We start from the raw sequence: 17132 nt of genomic DNA, 5'->3' as shown, positions 1-17132 counted from the left end.
TTCACACCTTACTATTTCTTTTTACTTTTTTTCTTTTTTCCTTTTGCGATGCCTTCGTAAAACTTCGGCTTATCGCCTGATTTACCTTCTTTGCGGCGACCGCGTGGATCACGGTCAGATGAGCCTGAACGTTTTGCTTTTTCAGGGCGTGCCTTGCTTCCGCCACGTGATTTACGGTCACGTTTTTCGCCTGTACGCTCATCATCTTTTTTGCGACCGTCTCGGCGACCTGCATGGATCACTTTCGATGTTTGGCGACGAGACGGACGTGGGCTGCTCACCATATCGACGAATTCAAAGTCGACCGAAGATTCCTCAATCACAACATTCGCCACACGGATTTTCACTTCATCCCCGATGCGGAACTGACGGCCGGTACGCTCACCGATCATCATCATCTGACGGTCTTCAAAGCGGTAGTAATCGTCCGTCATATTCGAAATGTGAATAAGACCTTCCACCGTATTTTCAAGCTCTACGAAAATACCGAAGTTCGTGATCGATGATACAATCCCTTCGAACTCTTCACCGATTTTATCGGACATGAACTGTGCTTTTTTCAGTGCATCTGTATCACGCTCTGCTTCAACGGCACGACGTTCACGACCAGATGTATGGTCCGCAATTTCATCCATTACCGCGCTCCATTGCACAACCGTTTCCTTCGATGTATCACCATTAATAAGATACGTACGAATTAAACGATGGACGATTAAATCCGGATAACGACGGATTGGTGATGTGAAGTGCGTATAAAACTCTGTCGATAAACCGAAATGGCCTAATGACTCGGCATAATATTTCGCCTGCTGCATCGAACGCAGCAGCATTGTTGAAATAACCGGCTCTTCCGGCAAGCCTTCAATCGAACGAATAACTTCCTGTAATGCTTTCGGATGTACCGAGTTTCCAGTACCTTTTATCATAATACCAAAATTTGTAACAAACTCAAAGAAACGTTGCAGTTTTTCCGGCTTCGGATCTTCGTGAATACGGTATAAGAACGGCAGCTCCATCCAGTGGAAATGCTCAGCAATCGTTTCGTTCGCTGCAAGCATGAACTCCTCGATCAGACGCTCTGCAACAGTACGTTCGCGTAACACGATGTCAGTCGGCCAGCCGTCTTCATTTACAAGCACTTTCGATTCCTTGAAATCAAAGTCGATTGCACCGCGCGACATACGTTTGTTGCGTAAAATTTGCGCTAAATCTGCCATATCTCTGAACATCGGCACTAAACTTTCATAGCGCTCCATTAATTCCGGGTTTTCATCCGGATTCTCTAAAATGTTATAAACGTCCGAATACGTCATACGCTCCGTCGTTTTAATGACACTTTGGAAAATTTCATGCTTCACGACTTGCCCGGCCTGGTCGATCGTCATTTCGCATGACAATGTTAAACGGTCCACTTGTGGATTTAATGAACAGATGCCATTTGATAAACGGTGCGGAATCATCGGAATTACGCGGTCCGTTAAGTAAACCGATGTCGCGCGTTCATACGCTTCCTGATCGAGTACAGAGCCTTGTGTCACATAATAACTAACATCGGCAATGTGTACACCAAGCTTGTATGTGCCATTGTCATTTTTCACGACAGTTACGGCATCGTCCAAGTCTTTCGCATCGGCACCATCGATTGTCACGATCACTTCATTGCGAAGGTCACGGCGTCCGACTAAGTCTTGTTCTCTAATCTCATCCGGTACATCGACAGCCGCCTGCACAACCTCCTGCGGGAATTCTGGCGGAATATCATATTTATAAAGAATCGATAAAATATCCACACCCGGATCATTTTTATGACCTAAAATTTTCGTGATCATCCCTGTCGCAGATTTCGTCGCATCCGGCCAGTGCGTTACTTCTACAACGACTTTATGTCCGTCGACCGCACCCATTGCGTCCTCTTTTGCGATAAAGATATCCATATTTAATTTTTTATCATCTGTAACAACAAAACCAAAACCGCGATTTGCCTGGTATGTACCTACAAATGATGTTTTGCTGCGTTCGACGATTTTCACGATCGTTCCTTCACGGCGGTCACCTGATTGTTCCTTTAATACACGTACGAGCACGGTATCTTCATTCAATGCACCATTCACTTCATGTGCCGGGATGAAAATATCGTCCATGCCTTGTTCTTCCGGTGCGACGAAACCAAATCCTTTCGCGTTACCGATAAAGCGGCCGCGCAGTAAGTTCATACGTTCCGGTAAACCGTAGCGATTTGAACGGGAGCGCACAATTTGTCCCTGTGCTTCCATTTTTACGAGTGTTTTCACTAACTCACGGAAATCATCCGCTTCTTCTAATTCTAGTGCATCTTCAATTTCCGATACGGTCATCGGTTTATAGCCATCGTCCTTCATCATATCGAGGACGCGCTGTTGTAATTCATTTTGTTGTGTCATGTATTATTTCCCTCCTTTGAACAGAAAATAAAGTTTCTTACGATTTTGTGGTTTTGGAATTTACTTTACGTTATGGTAACCGTGGATTTCCAATTCACAAAGCTTCGTAAAAAACAAAAATTTATTCACACCATTAGACTATCCAATCTAACGAATTTAAAAACGTGAGAACTTCTTCATGAAGCTGGTCTTTTTCTTTGTCGAGTGTGATGACATGGCCCGAATGCTCATACCAGCTGATTTTTTTGTCGATCGATTCAACGGTGTCATAAATAATATTGGCTGAATCGGGGTTAATGACTTTGTCGTTGCGCGCTTGGATCACTAAAATCGGCGCATACAGTAAGTCGATTGTCTCTCGTACATCGTAAATCAATTGCTGCAGTTCAGGCAGTGATGCCATTCCTTGCTGCTTGATCGCTTCAATCTCTAATTCAATTTCCTGTTCACTTTTACCTTGTTGTTTTTTATATTGTTTTGCATAATCAAGTACGCCTTCAAACATAATGTCTGTCGTGCGCATCGTCATCGGCGAGCACATTGTGACAACGCCTTTCACCGGATGACTTGTCGCAAGCTTGAGTGAAAATACGCCACCGAGCGATAGTCCCGCAACGGCGATTTCTTCATAGCCTGCCTCTTTTAATTGAGTATACCCGTTTTTTACATCTTGCCACCATTCTTCGGGATTTGAGACAATCAGTTCTTCTGGCGGAACACCATGTCCTTTATAATGTGGGGCAAGCGATGTGTAGCCGTGCTTTTCCAAAAAGCGTCCAAGTATCCGCACATCTGCCGAACTTCCTGTAAATCCATGTAATAATAAAACCGCTCTCGGTCCTGCCTGAAAGAAGAACGGTGAAGACAAAGCTGTTTGCATACACGTGGCTCCCGTCTTGTTCCATAATATGAAGAATACGATTCAATCACACCATTGAATCTTCAATCAATTACGCCTCGGCGTAATTGCGTCTAGATTCGTCTTTGTGCTTGCACAAAGAACTCCTTATCGAATCTATGACATCCGCCAGAGGCCTTCACATCTTTCAGCGAGTGATGTACACTCGCTGAAAGATGTGAAGAACTTTCCATTTCTTCTATTATACTGCGTTTAAGCCCACACTAAAAGAAAAAGCCCAACCTAGCATTAAATGCTTGGTTAGGCGTTTAATTTCAATCTAATTTTCAATCGATTAGAATTTCGTAATTGCTAAAGCTAATACGAAGAATGCAACAGAAAGAACGATTGTTGTGCGGTGTAGGACTAGATCCATTCCGCGAGCTTTCTGTTTACCAAATAGTTGCTCAGCTCCACCAGAGATGGCACCTGATAAACCAGCGCTTTTACCTGATTGTAATAATACAACAACGATTAAGGCTATAGCTACGATAATAAGTAATACTGAAAATAACGTATGCATTTGCTCCACCTCCTAAGTATGGACGTCACAATACAAAATAGTATATCAAAATGAGGGGGCCATTACAATATTTCTTGGAAATGAACATCATATTTTATCCAACAATATCCACTCTTATTCAAAATTGTTGAAACGGCATTCGCTTATATTACGCTTCGCCGCCAATGCAAGCGGCACCATCGTTTCAAATAGCAGATCTTCTTCTTCAAAAATCAGTTTGCGCAGGTCAATATTGAAGTACTCCTTCATCCGCGATTCGGTCATTACTTCTTGAACCGCACCGATTACCGCTTTTTTCTCTTTTGCAATCATCAATACTTGATCCGCCAGGTAAAACGCGTGATTCGGATAATGCGTGTTAATAATGCATGAAATATTATGCTCTTTTGATAAACGTTTTAATGTTTCCAAAATCACAACCTGCTTTTGCACATCCAAATGCGATTCCGGTTCATCCAAAATTAAAATTTCCGGATTCGATACGAGCGTTCGTGCAATTAACGCCAGCTGTAGTTCCCCGCCGCTCACTTCATTGCATGACTTTTTCGCCAAATGCACAATGCCTACTTCATTTAACGCTTCGTGCGCTTTTTCGTAATCTTCCTTGCGTGGCTTTGACAACGAACCGATATACGGAGCACGTCCCATTACTACTAAGTCCTCAATTGAAAAGCCGAACACCATTTTATGCGCCTGCGGAACGTAGCCGATTTTCTTCCATAACTCCTTTTGCGAAACTTTTGGAAGCGGTACATCATCGATCAATGTTTCACCAACCCGCCAGTCGTGCAAGCCGGTAATGCATTTTAACAGCGTTGTTTTCCCTGCACCGTTCGGACCGAGTATTGCCATAATCTTGCCCGGCTCCAGCGTAAAGCTAATATTCGATTCATAAATGAACGGCTTCACTTCCTTCTTTTTCGCATAGCAGAAGTTGCCTTCACGTACTTCTATTTTCATGACCAGCTACCTCCTGTACGACGTAAAAGATAAGCGAAGAACGGTGCCCCGACAATCGCCGTTAAGATCGACAACGGAATTTCCGCCGCTGTTACCGAACGGGCCAAAGTATCGATAATGAGCAAATATGCCCCGCCCAATGCAATCGACATCGGCAGTACACGTTCATTATTACTGCCGACAAACATCCTTGCGATATGCGGGATAATTAAACCGACCCAGCCGACAATCCCCGCAACTGCAACGGCTGCTGCTGTACAAAGTGTCGCCCCAGCAATAACAAGCCACTTCATGCGCACCACATTGATTCCTAACGACTTCGCTTCATCATCCGGCAATGTCAGTAAGTTAATGCGCCAGCGCAGTGCAAGTAAAATGAACATCCCGACTAAAATAATCGGTCCTGCTGTCCATAGATCGCGGTAAGATGCTGTTCCTAAACTTCCCATCAGCCAATACGTAATCGCAGGCAGCTTTTCTTCCGGGTCTGCCACAAATTTCGTTAACGAAATCAATGCATTAAACAACGCACTTGTCACAACCCCTGCCAGTACGAGCATAAAGATCGGCATATTGCGTCCGGACCCGCCGATCATATACGTAAATACGATGGCCGCTAAACCAAAGACGAGCGCAAAACCTTGTGTTACATAACCATTGCCAAACAGTAAAATCCCGATAGAAGCACCAAAACCTGCACCGGCTGCGACCCCTAAAATATCCGCGCTCACTAAAGGATTGGCGAACATCCCCTGGAATGCGGCACCTGAAATGGAAAGTCCCGCACCGATTAATAGTGCGAGGATAATACGCGGCAGCCGAACAGTCATGACTACGTTATATTCCATTTGTGTCCACGTTTCTTCTATCGGAAAAATATGCGAACCGAGGATTTTCACCACCGTTACAAAATCGACTTCAAACCGGCCGATGCCAAGTGATGCAACCGCAAGAACAAGCGGTAAAACCCACAGTAAAATACTTTTCCACTTTTTCATGACAGTCCCTCGTTCTAATACTTCGCAGCGTCAGAAGATGGGTGTAGAATTTGCTCTACTTCTTCGTCCGTTACGTCATATCCGTAAAAGTCTTTATAGTAACTCTTAATTTCAGCGTTCATATCATAGTCGAATAGTTCAGGCTGGTTGTTGTTTGCCAACCATTTCAGCATTAATGGTGCATCGCCACTTGGCGGGAACCAGCGATAAATCCCCAGCGGAATTTTATACACCTGCTTGTTTTTCACCGCTTCCACTTCACTCCAGTCCTGACCTGGAATTGTGTTGTTATATAAATCTTCCGGCTGGATTTCTGTGAAGTTTGTTATGTAGATAATTTCCGGATTCCAATTGTAGATTTGCTCCATGTTCACATCTTTACGTCCTGTTACATCATTTTCCGCAACGTCATTCGCACCTGTTGCATTCAGCCATTGATTCCCGAAGAAGTTTTTACCGCCAACTGTGATTGCCTGTTCGGATAATTGATAAAGCATAAGCGCATTCGGTTTCTCTTCTGCTTTTAAGCTATCGATCTTTTCATAAATCTCGTTTTGTACTTCTGTACCGATTTCGATAAAATTGTCCGCGCGTTCTGTTGTGCTCGCAATTTCACCCGTCAGTTTTAACCAGCTGTTGAATGTTGCAAGTGGCTCTGCTGCCGCTGCATCGATCGCTTTAATCGCTACTGTGTTGATGCCCGCAGCACGGGCCTGCTCAATTGATTTCTCATCTGTTGCAATTTCAAAGAACACATCCGGGTTAATTTTCATTAATTCCTCGACGTTCATTTCTCCATTTTGTACGAATGATGTATCCGCATTCAAAATTTCCGGAGCCATTTTCGATAAAATCGAGTTTTCAGCAGCATTGTAAGAGTTCGGGTGCATTCCGACAATTTCTTTTGCCGAGTTTGTTGCGACATACCATGTATGGAAATACGGTAAAATCCCGCCAGATACGATTGAGTTCACTTCAGCAGGAATCGTTACTTCTGTCCCTGCCTGATCGATAACGATTTTCTCTTCTGCTGTCGTTTCAACCTCTCCACCCGTAGCTGATGTTGTTGCCTCATTATCTGAACATGCTGCAATCGCCATTGAAGCAAGTGCAAGCGTTGTTAAAATTGCCTTACGTCCTACCATTGTTTTCTCTCCTTCAAAATCTTTCGTTTTTCACGAAATTTATTATTTCAATAAAATATTGTTTGATTTCCATTCGAGATTGAGTATAATTGATAATGATTTTCATTGTCAATGATAATTCGGTTTGCAAATGAGAATTTGTATCAATTAATTAAATTTAAAGGATTAAAGGAGATTTTTATGTCTGAATATAAAATTGTAAAATTGGATGGTGGACACGCATTCAGCTTAGAGGGACGTGCTATGAACGTTTCTAATGAACCAATGGACCATGTAACATTCATCGACCAGTATGAAATTTCAACTGCTGACCTTTCGGGGTTCAATGTGATGGTCGTAACGGACTTTATCGATCAGGAACATCTTTATGAGCACAAACAAGTGATTGAAAACTTCTTAAATGAAGGGAAAATTATTATTGCCAACACACATATTTTCCGTCCTTGGCTGCCAGGTGCCGGGCTGTTCATGCCAAAAGAAATTAAGTCACACGCGGATTATGTAATGGAGCCTGCAGCTGAAGGTACATTTTATGAAGGTGTTGACATGATGGAGCTTACATACCGTAAAGGCGTATCCGGGTTCTATGCGCGCGGCTCACATCTGGTAGTCAACAAGGAATCGGAAATCGTGCTGCAGTTTACGGACGGCACACCGATCGTTTTCATCGACCGCACTGCTACTAAAGGAACGGTTGTCGCAGCATCTTGCCGTGATTTCCTGACTTACGCAACGGGTGAAAACTCGACTCAGCTGATCGCACCACAATTTTTAGGTTGGCTCGATCAGGAATTACTACGTTTGAAAGAAGGATCTGAAGCATGAGAAAAATAGCCGTATTATATAGTGGTCACGCGCCACATTACGTGACATTCAATACACCGAAATTCAAGCAGTACTTGGAGAAAATCATCTATTTACCGCGCTTTGTCGAGGAAGATTTGGAAGGGATGGACGTACTGATCGTCCCTTCTCAATTGCACAACAAATTATTGTTGGAAGCAGCACCGGCAATCCGACGTTTTGCGGATAACGGCGGCGTTGTCGTAGCATTCGGACCTCAGCCGTGGCAATGGATTCCGGGCCAAAACTGGGAAACACGCCCGACGAACTTCTGGTGGTGGCTTGAAAAAGATGCCGACAGCGGATTACGTATAGTCGCACCGGATTACCCGTTATTCCGTGACGGGTTCCTGGATGAAGCTGGTTGCACATGGCATCAGCACGGCGTATTCCACTTACAGGAAGGGGTGCAGTCACTGATTGATATGAAGGACGGCGGTTCATTGCTGTATGTCGACAAAGTCAGTTCAAAAGGCACTTGGATCGTAACGACACTTGATCCGGACTTCCATTTCGGTTCGTACTTCATGCCGGCAACGGAGAAATTTATGGACGGCTTCTTCCCGTGGTTAGCTTTCGGAGAAATTTAATTAAAAAAAGCATGGTACCCGCAATTTGAATGCGAGCAACATGCTTTTTATTTATTAATCGTTGCTGTTGTCATCTTTGTTGTCGTCAGTATTGTCGTCAACAGTGCCATCAGTGTTGTCGTCTGTATTGTCATCTAAGTTGTCATCAGTGTTGTCGTTGTCGTCGCCATCAACATCTAATTCAACATTCGTATCGTCAGTGTTGTCCTCCATTAGACCATCATCTGTACCGTCATCGATGTTGTTGTCGATGTTCGTATCGTCCTCATCGTTACATGCTGCAAGCGATAATGATAGTAACAACGTCATCATCAGAGTAGGTGTCTTTTTAAGTTTCATAAAGTAATAGCCTCCTTTGGTGTATGCTTTATGTTTCCCCCCATATATAAAAGGAAAACATCTTTTTTCATGTTTCCATAGAAAAAGATGTTTTAAATTGAAAAAACTGCATGATGATTGACCCTCTAGTACCTTTTTTCTCATTTATTGGTGCATTTTAGCCATACCTTCTTTCCAACTCCTTATAGAAGCGTGTTTTATTAGTAAATTACATTTACGCTCTGCATATTATGTAATTAACGCAGCAATTTTCTAGCCGTTAGTACAAGGAGGTTATGCCGATTAATAATTATAAAAACAAATCCAATCAACCCTCTGAATCAGCAGATATTCAAATTGCCAGACTTACTTTTATTGCAGCAACCATTGTGACGCTCGGGGATGGGTTAGCAGCATTGGCTGCAGGTCTTGCTCTACAGGAATTAGAAAAAGCCAACAATCAAAATTCACAGCCCCAATATGATCAATCGAAACAGATTGATTCCACACAAAAGCAAATTGATTATTTAATAAAGGAATTAAAACAAATCAAAAAGATTTTGAGTTAAAGAAAGGCGTGATTATTTGCAATATGTTATACAACCATCGTTGAACAGCATTGTGATGGATCTCTCGAAAGCGCTTGAAGGTGAATATAATGCCATCCGTTTTTACGAACATTTAGCTCAACTTGCCCCGAATGAAGAAATTAAAAATCGTATTCTGGAGATAAGAAAAGATGAAATGCGTCACTATCATGGGTTTTCTTACATTTTTACATGTCTTACTGGACAACAACCTTCTCCACGAATAACTGAACCATTACCGACTAATTTTAAGCAGGGCGTTATCACTGCATTTCATGATGAACAAGAAGCAGTGGAGTTTTATCATCGAGTAGCTAGAGAATCTACTATTCCGTATATCAGTCACCAGTTTTCTTCAAATGCTGCAGATGAACAAAATCATGCTGTTTGGTTTTTATATTTTATGAATCATTACTAGTATTTTTTTAGGGGGCATCAATACCCTCCTTTTGCAAATTATTACTGCCTGGAATGGACCACAAGTTTATCCTGTTTAACGCGATATATTATATGCAGTCTTGTCCGGAAATGGACATATGTATGTTATTACTTACGAAATCATATTCATTCACCGATTGATAAAGAAAAAATTATAGAAAGGGTTTCCCCCCTCTATATTCAATTATTTAGTATGGTGATAATGTTTCACTTCACCGTTTTTGAATTTCACTTCAAGCTCAAAGGTCTTATAGTTCTCATCTAGGACAAATGCTTTCATAACTTCATTACGGACATCGTCATCACTCGTAGTTTCATCAAATGTAAGTTGTTCTAATGCTTTGACAAAATTGTCGTAGGCTTGATCCCCTTTATACTCAACACCTTTAACTTCATCTTCATGTTCAGCATAAATGTAGTTTCCATCGTTCTCATATTCAATATTGTACGATTTGTCATTTGCGTATTCTACGTCTAAATCGAACTCAGTAAATGTATAATTTACATCGTCCACTTTAATTTTAGTTCGTTCATCTTCATTATCATTTACCGTGTTATTAGCGGTATTATTGTTTTTAGTTGTTTCATCCACCGTACTGTTATTTCCTGTAACATCGTTCTCTGTCTTTGTATCGTTATTATTACAGCCGTACAATGCTCCTAATAATAATGGCATTACAAGAATTCCTTTAAATAGTTTCATTAAACATTCTCCTTTACAAATAGTTTTGACAATAAAAAGTATCTCCATATTTAAATAATCTATCCATTTCTACAATCAATTAATAATTTTTCCCCTATATAAATGCGAGGATATGATCCGAATCGCTGCTCGTTGGAAAAACAATACCCAACAAAAAAACAGCATCGGCAAAATCCCCGATGCTGTTCTATAAACGATTCACTACAAATTTGAGCAGTTAATTCATAGCTATTAAATTAATTTCCGACCGGCTTGCTGTTCTTAATGAAGAACGATCCAACCAATCCTAATACCGACACGACTGTCACAACGATGAACGCTGAATGGACACCGTGTGCTAAAAATTCTGCCGGCAAGGCGTTGCTGAATTTTTCGATATAGTTTTGCTGACCGATTGTGTACATTGTGATCGCAATTGCTGTTCCTGAAGCACCGGCGATTTGCGTTAATGTGTTTAATGCTGCTGAACCGTCAGCGAATTTCTGCGGTGCTAATGAGTTCATCGCATTTGTCTGTGCTGGCATGATTGTCATCGATACCCCGACAAAGAATACACATAAGTTAACAATGATGATCCATGTTGCTGTTGTTGCTGAAATTGTTGTCAAGAATACGATCATTGACACTAAAATCATCGTAAACCCGATACGTGTGAAGATTTTCGCTCCGACTTTATCAAAGTTCGTACCAACGATTGGGGACATGATGATATTTAAAATGTTACCTGGCAACATACATAAGCCTGCCGTCAATGCGGCGAAACCTAATACTGTTTTCAGGAACATCGGCACTAGGATCGCCACTGATAGAATCATGAACATGGTTGCGACCATCAATGCGACACCTAAAGAGAACATTGGTGACTTGAATACCGATAAGTCGATCATCGGCTCTTCCATTTTCGTTTGGCGAATGCCGAAAACTACTAATAAAACGAAACCAACGACAAGTGGTACCCAAACGATTGGTTTTGTAATCGATTGCTCGGCTAATGTTGCCAACGCGAATACAACACCACCGAAACCGAACGTAGAAGCGATTAATGATAATAAATCAATTTTTGGACGTGTTACGTTGGATACATTGTCCACTTTAGATAGTGCTAAAACGATTACAACGGCATACACAACGACCATGATCCAGAAAATATATCTCCAGCTTAATGAAGATACAATCAAACCTGCGATTGATGGACCTAATGCCGGACCTGCTGTTAAAATAATCCCGACGATCCCCATGACGGCACCGCGCTTTTGCACCGGGAAAATTAGCATTACGACACTGAACATTAACGGTAGAATAATCCCTGTTGCAAGTGCTTGTACGAAACGACCTGCTAGTAATACTTCAAAGTTCGGTGCTAATGCGCCTAATAACGAACCGATCACCGCGAACAAAACTGCCGCCACTACTAATTGACGTGTTGTAAACCAGCGTACTAAATAAGATGATAATGGAACTAATACAGCTAATACTAATAAATAGCCTGTTGTTAACCATGCGGCTGATGCGGCCGATACACCGAAGTCATCCATAATATTTGTTAACGCCATGTTTAATGCCGTTTCACCAAATAAACCAACGAATGTACTGATCATCAGAACAGCTGCCATACCTTTTGGGCTTTTCACATTAAAAATTGGTGCTGCCATTTTTTGTTTCCTCCTATTGTATAAGACTCTTTTATGAAAGATGATAATTGCTTTGTATCATGCTTTTTGCTGTTATATAACGAAAGCTTCAAACAGCACGCTTTAAAATATATCAAATTTTTTCATGAAAATTCAATGACTCAGGAGAAAAATATTAGACCGGTCGTTATAATTGTGAACATCCATTATCCATTTTTAACCTTAAATGGGCCTATCTTTCGTAGACATTTTTTAACATATTTTTATGAAAACGATTGCACTTTTTTCAATAAATTATAGAGAGAAACAACAAGAACGTTGCTACATCAACATTTGCAAACATTTCAACTCCATTGCTATGAAAAACAATAATTTTGCAATAGTTTTCCACATACTTATTACAAAACTTCGGCTAATTGTGAACAACAAAAAAGCCTGTCCAGAAATCACATTCCGGACAAGCCTTTACTTATACTGCGCAAGCAACGCAGGGATGACTTTGCTTATATTTAATAACGGCTCATTCGAACGCTGGGACAATGACAATGTAACCGCCCCTTCAATCATTGCGCTTACCGCTTTACTCAGTGTGACAGCCGCTTCATCACTAAACCCGTTGGCAATCAATTTTGTGTAATAGATCGATTCCCAGTACTTATACGTGTCGCCGCATACTTTCCGCAAACGCTCATTCATAAATGCTGATTCCGCCGCAAGCAGTCCGAATGGCATCATCGTATAGGAACGCTCCTCAAGTCCATTGTCCAAATCAAATAAATCAGCCATCGCTAAAATATGGGCATTCAGTGCTGCCTCCACATCCTCAAACTCATTCATATAATGCTGAATAACTGCTCCAATCCGCCGTTTTGACAATACAATCGCTTCTTCGGCAAGCTGCTCTTTACCTTCAGGAAAATAGTGATACAGCGACCCTTTTGGTGATCCGGATTCTTTTATAATCTGATTTAAACCGGTCCCGTGAAAACCTTGAAAGTAAAACAACCGTGTCGCTGTTTCTAAAATTTTATCTTTCGTTTGATTAGACATACCGTTCCCTCACCATCTATAACAACTGGTCTAATTTTAACCAAGTATGTGCAGTTAAATTTGAATAGATTAAACATATCACATATTCTGTCGCTTATATAATAACGAGATGCCAACGTTCACAAACTTTCAACAAATTATCCCCCAGATTTCCTAATAAAATCCTAAATGTTCTAATATAAATGCCCGAAGTGCTAATAAGTGTTTCGGATATGTTCTAATAAAGCTCAGGCCCACACAAAAAAAGACACCCGCCCAAAAGCGAGTGCCCTACCTAATCCTAAAACAATTATTTAATATTGTAGAAAGATTTTAACCCTTCAAAACGGCTAGTTGCGCCTAATTGGTCTTCGATGCGTAGTAATTGGTTGTACTTCGCAACGCGGTCCGTACGAGATGGTGCACCTGTTTTGATTTGACCTGCGTTTGTAGCAACAGCGATGTCAGCGATTGTGTTATCTTCTGATTCGCCTGAACGGTGAGAAATTACTGCTGTGTAGCCAGCGCGTTTCGCCATTTCGATTGCTTCAAAAGTTTCTGTTAAAGTACCGATTTGGTTTACTTTGATTAAGATTGAGTTGCCAACGCCTTCTTCGATACCGCGAGATAATTTCGTTGTGTTTGTAACGAATAGATCGTCACCTACTAATTGTACACGGTCACCGATACGCTCTGTTAATAGCTTGTGGCCAGCCCAGTCGTTTTCGTCTAAACCGTCTTCGATTGAGATGATTGGGTATTTAGAAGTCAGCTCTTCGTACCAAGCAACCATTTCTTCAGAAGTTTTTTCTACGCCTTCACCAGCTAAAACGTATTTGCCTGTTTCTTTGTTGTAAAGCTCAGAAGAAGCAACGTCCATTGCTAAACGGATTTCTTCGCCCATTTTGTAGCCGGCTTTTTCAACTGCTTCGATGATCACCGTAATTGCTTCTTCGTTTGAACCTAAGTTTGGAGCGAATCCGCCTTCGTCACCTACAGCTGTGTTGTGGCCTTTTTCTTTTAATACTGTTTTTAAGTTATGGAAGATTTCTGTACCCATACGTAACGCTTCTTTGAATGATTTAGCACCTACTGGCATTACCATGAATTCTTGGATGTCCACGTTGTTGTCCGCGTGTGCACCACCGTTTAAGATGTTCATCATTGGTACTGGTAATTGCTTCGAGTTGAAGCCACCTAAGTATTGGTATAAAGGAATGTCTAAGTAGTCAGCTGCTGCGTGCGCTACTGCCATTGACACACCTAAAATTGCGTTTGCACCTAATTTACCTTTGTTTTCTGTTCCATCAAGTTCGATTAACGCTTGGTCGATAACAACTTGGTCCAATACAGAATATTGACCTTCAAGTTCTTCCGCGATAATTGTGTTGACGTTTTCTACCGCTTTTTCAACACCTTTACCTAAGTAACGGCCTTTGTCTCCATCACGTAATTCCACTGCTTCATATTCACCAGTTGAAGCACCAGATGGCACGATTGCACGGCCGAATGCGCCTGATTCTGTGAATACTTCTACTTCTACTGTTGGGTTACCGCGAGAATCTAATACTTCACGAGCATATACTTGAGTAATGAATGGCATAATAAAAAACTCCTCTATTGATAAATTTAGTAGGTGCTTGCACAAGGACAAGCTATATAATTAACCGCGCGATCAATTACTGTTCGCTTGGCATAACTAACGATTTTCCTGTCATCTCTGCAGGCTGGGCAATATTAAGTAATTCAAGCATTGTCGGTGCCAGATCGGCTAGAATGCCGTCTTCATAAAGCATGACACCAGGCTTTGTGACAATCACCGGTACCGGGTTTGTCGTATGTGCTGTCATCGGCTTGTCATCTAGTGTCACCACTTCATCGGAGTTACCATGGTCAGCTGTAATGATTGCATAACCGCCTTTAGCTGTGATCGCATCAACGACTTTCCCTAAGCACTCATCCACCGTTTCGATTGCTTTAATTGTCGGTTCAAGCATCCCTGAGTGTCCGACCATATCCGGGTTCGCAAAGTTTAAAATAATCGCATCGAACTTCTCTCCTGCAATAGCTTCCAGTAATGAATCCGTCACTTCATACGCACTCATCTCAGGCTTCAAGTCGTAAGTCGCCACTTTTGGAGATGCGATTAAAATACGCTCTTCTCCTGCAAATGTATCTTCACGACCACCACTCATAAAGAATGTGACATGCGGATATTTTTCCGTTTCCGCAATACGCAGCTGAGTTTTGCCTGCTTTTGAAATCACTTCACCGACCGTATTAACTAAGTTGTCATTTTCATATGCCACATCCGCTATGACATCATCACTGTAATGTGTAAACGTAACGAATTTCAGATTCGTCGGATGGTTTTCAGAGCGTGGCATTGCGTCAAATTTTTCATTCGTCATTAAAGACGACAATTGAATCGCACGGTCCGGACGGAAGTTGAAGAAAATGACTGCATCGTTCGTGCTGATCGTTGCGGCAGGTCGTCCTTCTTCTGTCACGACAAACGGTACAACGAATTCATCATGCAGTTCACGTTCATACGAAGACTCAACACCTGCTGTTGCGGAAGAGGCAGTTTGTCCAATTCCATCAACTAATGCATTGTACGTTAAGCCGACACGTTCCCAGCGGCGGTCACGGTCCATTGCATAATAGCGACCATGAATCGATGCGAACTTACCGATCCCGATTTCTTTCATCTGTTTCTCTGTTTCAAGAATATATCCAAGTGCTGTCGTTGGACCGACATCGCGTCCATCCAGGAAGCCGTGAACATATACTTGCTCAAGACCATTTGCTTTTGCCAATTTCAATAAGGCAAACAAATGCTCATAGTGACTATGGACACCGCCATCTGAAAGCAGTCCCATTAAATGGAGCTTTGAACCATGTGCTTTTGCATGTTCTACTGCTGCCAAAAATGATTCGTTACGGAAGAAATCTCCATCACGAATTGATTTGTGGATACGTGTCAGGGACTGGTACACAATGCGTCCAGCCCCGATATTTAAGTGTCCAACTTCAGAGTTCCCCATTTGACCTTCCGGTAGACCTACTGCTTCACCACTTGCTATTAAAGTCGAATGTGGATATGCATGCCAGTAACGGTCAAAATTTGGTTTATTTGCTTGTGCTACGGCATTACCTTTCACTTCATCGCGAAAGGCAAAGCCGTCTAGAATAATTAATGCAACGGGTTGTTTAGGCATTTGCTGCCGCCTCCAATAATTTCATGAATGATGCTGGTTGTAGGCTTGCTCCTCCTACTAAAGCGCCATCGATATGCTCTTGTGATAAAAGCTCTTCAATGTTTTCAGGCTTTACACTGCCGCCGTATTGAATGCGCACTTTTTCAGCTGTATCTTTTCCGTATAATGTTTCAATCGCCAGACGGATTGCACAGCATACTGTATTTGCGTCTTCCGCAGTAGCTGTTTTCCCTGTTCCGATTGCCCAGATTGGCTCATATGCAATGACCATATGCTCTACTTCAATTGGAGCAAAGTCTTTCAACGCCATTGTAATTTGGCGTGCTACTTTTGCTTCGGTTTGATCCGCTTCACGCTCTTCCAATGTTTCCCCGCAGCAAATAATCGGTACAATACCATAATTAAGAGCAGCTCGGACTTTTTTGTTGATCGCTTCGTCAGTTTCATTAAATAGCTCACGGCGCTCCGAATGCCCTAAAATAACATAATCAACGTTGACATTCGAAAGCATTTTCGGGCTGATTTCCCCTGTGTATGCGCCTTCGTCTTCAAAGTGCATGTTCTGCGCACCAATTGCCAGGCTTGAATCTTCTGCCCCTACGACAAGTGTCGGTAAATATAATGCAGGTGCACAGATGACCGCATCAACTTTATCCGGAGAAGGGACTTCTTGTTGGATTTCTTCGATAAAATCAACTGCCTCATCAAAGGACTTATACATTTTCCAGTTTCCTGCTATGATCGGTTTTCTCATTCAAAACCCTCCGTTTTTAAAAGATTCTGTTCCCGTTGATTTCTGCTAAGGAGGACGCATTTCTCGTCCATTCC

Annotated in this window: 17 protein-coding genes; 4 read left to right on the top strand and 13 right to left on the bottom strand. The window is 42.0% G+C overall.

Features of this window, described 5'->3' with window-relative positions:
• Positions 1 to 11 precede the first annotated feature (11 nt).
• The 6 genes from rnr to AC6CH1_RS13015 form a co-directional block, all read right to left on the bottom strand.
• Positions 12 to 2420 carry a ribonuclease R gene (gene rnr, locus AC6CH1_RS13040; RefSeq protein WP_498317892.1) on the bottom strand — a complete coding sequence of 803 codons (2409 nt, stop codon included), beginning with the start codon at positions 2418 to 2420 and terminating at the stop codon, positions 12 to 14.
• 133 nt (positions 2421 to 2553) lie between these two features.
• Entirely contained in the window at positions 2554 to 3300 is a 747-nt protein-coding gene (locus AC6CH1_RS13035) for an alpha/beta hydrolase (protein WP_498317890.1), read from the bottom strand.
• A 313-nt stretch (positions 3301 to 3613) separates the two neighbouring features.
• Positions 3614 to 3841: a preprotein translocase subunit SecG gene (secG, locus tag AC6CH1_RS13030; RefSeq protein ID WP_251690282.1), complete on the bottom strand. Its 228-nt coding sequence runs from the start codon at positions 3839 to 3841 to the stop codon at positions 3614 to 3616.
• A gap of 114 nt (positions 3842 to 3955) precedes the next feature.
• Positions 3956 to 4801, bottom strand: coding sequence for an ABC transporter ATP-binding protein (locus tag AC6CH1_RS13025; protein WP_498317888.1), 846 nt, complete (start codon positions 4799 to 4801; stop codon positions 3956 to 3958).
• Positions 4798 to 5799, bottom strand: coding sequence for a FecCD family ABC transporter permease (locus AC6CH1_RS13020; RefSeq protein WP_251690285.1), 1002 nt, complete (start codon positions 5797 to 5799; stop codon positions 4798 to 4800). The genes AC6CH1_RS13025 and AC6CH1_RS13020 overlap by 4 nt, the downstream gene beginning before the upstream one ends.
• 14 nt (positions 5800 to 5813) lie before the next feature.
• Positions 5814 to 6944 (bottom strand): ABC transporter substrate-binding protein, encoded by a 1131-nt coding sequence (locus AC6CH1_RS13015; protein WP_498317886.1) that lies wholly within the window; start codon positions 6942 to 6944, stop codon positions 5814 to 5816.
• 180 nt (positions 6945 to 7124) lie between these two features.
• Between AC6CH1_RS13015 and AC6CH1_RS13010 the strand changes: the two genes are divergently transcribed.
• Both AC6CH1_RS13010 and AC6CH1_RS13005 read left to right on the top strand, forming a co-directional pair.
• Positions 7125 to 7769 (top strand): phosphate starvation-inducible protein PhoH, encoded by a 645-nt coding sequence (locus AC6CH1_RS13010; protein WP_498317884.1) that lies wholly within the window; start codon positions 7125 to 7127, stop codon positions 7767 to 7769.
• The gene (locus tag AC6CH1_RS13005; RefSeq protein WP_498317882.1) at positions 7766 to 8377 is read left to right on the top strand and encodes a hypothetical protein; all 612 of its coding nucleotides are present in this window, start codon (positions 7766 to 7768) and stop codon (positions 8375 to 8377) included. The genes AC6CH1_RS13010 and AC6CH1_RS13005 overlap by 4 nt, the downstream gene beginning before the upstream one ends.
• Positions 8378 to 8431: 54 nt before the next feature.
• On the opposite strand, the gene AC6CH1_RS13000 is transcribed toward AC6CH1_RS13005, so the two are convergent.
• Positions 8432 to 8689 carry a hypothetical protein gene (locus tag AC6CH1_RS13000; RefSeq protein ID WP_498317880.1) on the bottom strand — a complete coding sequence of 86 codons (258 nt, stop codon included), beginning with the start codon at positions 8687 to 8689 and terminating at the stop codon, positions 8432 to 8434.
• Positions 8690 to 8991: 302 nt separating this feature from the next.
• On the opposite strand from AC6CH1_RS13000, the gene AC6CH1_RS12995 reads away from it, so the two are divergent.
• Positions 8992 to 9264, top strand: coding sequence for a translation initiation factor 2 (locus AC6CH1_RS12995; protein ID WP_498317879.1), 273 nt, complete (start codon positions 8992 to 8994; stop codon positions 9262 to 9264).
• 55 nt (positions 9265 to 9319) lie between these two features.
• Positions 9320 to 9700 (top strand): ferritin-like domain-containing protein, encoded by a 381-nt coding sequence (locus AC6CH1_RS12990; RefSeq protein WP_427713460.1) that lies wholly within the window; start codon positions 9320 to 9322, stop codon positions 9698 to 9700.
• 204 nt (positions 9701 to 9904) lie between these two features.
• Here the strand turns inward: AC6CH1_RS12990 and AC6CH1_RS12985 are convergent, their stop codons facing one another.
• The 6 genes from AC6CH1_RS12985 to tpiA all read right to left on the bottom strand — a co-directional run bounded on the left by AC6CH1_RS12985 (position 9905) and on the right by tpiA (position 17058).
• Positions 9905 to 10423 carry a YusW family protein gene (locus AC6CH1_RS12985; protein ID WP_498317877.1) on the bottom strand — a complete coding sequence of 173 codons (519 nt, stop codon included), beginning with the start codon at positions 10421 to 10423 and terminating at the stop codon, positions 9905 to 9907.
• A gap of 236 nt (positions 10424 to 10659) precedes the next feature.
• A complete protein-coding gene (locus tag AC6CH1_RS12980) occupies positions 10660 to 12075 on the bottom strand; it encodes a DHA2 family efflux MFS transporter permease subunit (RefSeq protein WP_498317875.1) in 1416 nt (471 codons plus the stop codon).
• Between the two features lie 444 nt (positions 12076 to 12519).
• Positions 12520 to 13104 carry a TetR/AcrR family transcriptional regulator gene (locus AC6CH1_RS12975; protein WP_498317873.1) on the bottom strand — a complete coding sequence of 195 codons (585 nt, stop codon included), beginning with the start codon at positions 13102 to 13104 and terminating at the stop codon, positions 12520 to 12522.
• A gap of 289 nt (positions 13105 to 13393) precedes the next feature.
• Positions 13394 to 14686 carry a phosphopyruvate hydratase gene (gene eno, locus AC6CH1_RS12970; protein WP_008406351.1) on the bottom strand — a complete coding sequence of 431 codons (1293 nt, stop codon included), beginning with the start codon at positions 14684 to 14686 and terminating at the stop codon, positions 13394 to 13396.
• A gap of 76 nt (positions 14687 to 14762) precedes the next feature.
• Complete coding sequence (gene gpmI, locus AC6CH1_RS12965) at positions 14763 to 16304, bottom strand: 2,3-bisphosphoglycerate-independent phosphoglycerate mutase (RefSeq protein ID WP_251690295.1); 1542 nt, start codon at positions 16302 to 16304, stop codon at positions 14763 to 14765.
• Positions 16297 to 17058, bottom strand: a complete 762-nt coding sequence (gene tpiA / locus AC6CH1_RS12960) for a triose-phosphate isomerase (protein ID WP_251690296.1) — start codon at positions 17056 to 17058, stop codon at positions 16297 to 16299. The genes gpmI and tpiA overlap by 8 nt, the downstream gene beginning before the upstream one ends.
• Positions 17059 to 17132 lie beyond the last annotated feature (74 nt).

The sequence above is a fragment of the Solibacillus sp. GQ1 genome (genome assembly GCF_059758555.1).
This window is presented reverse-complemented; position numbering and strand designations above follow the sequence as displayed.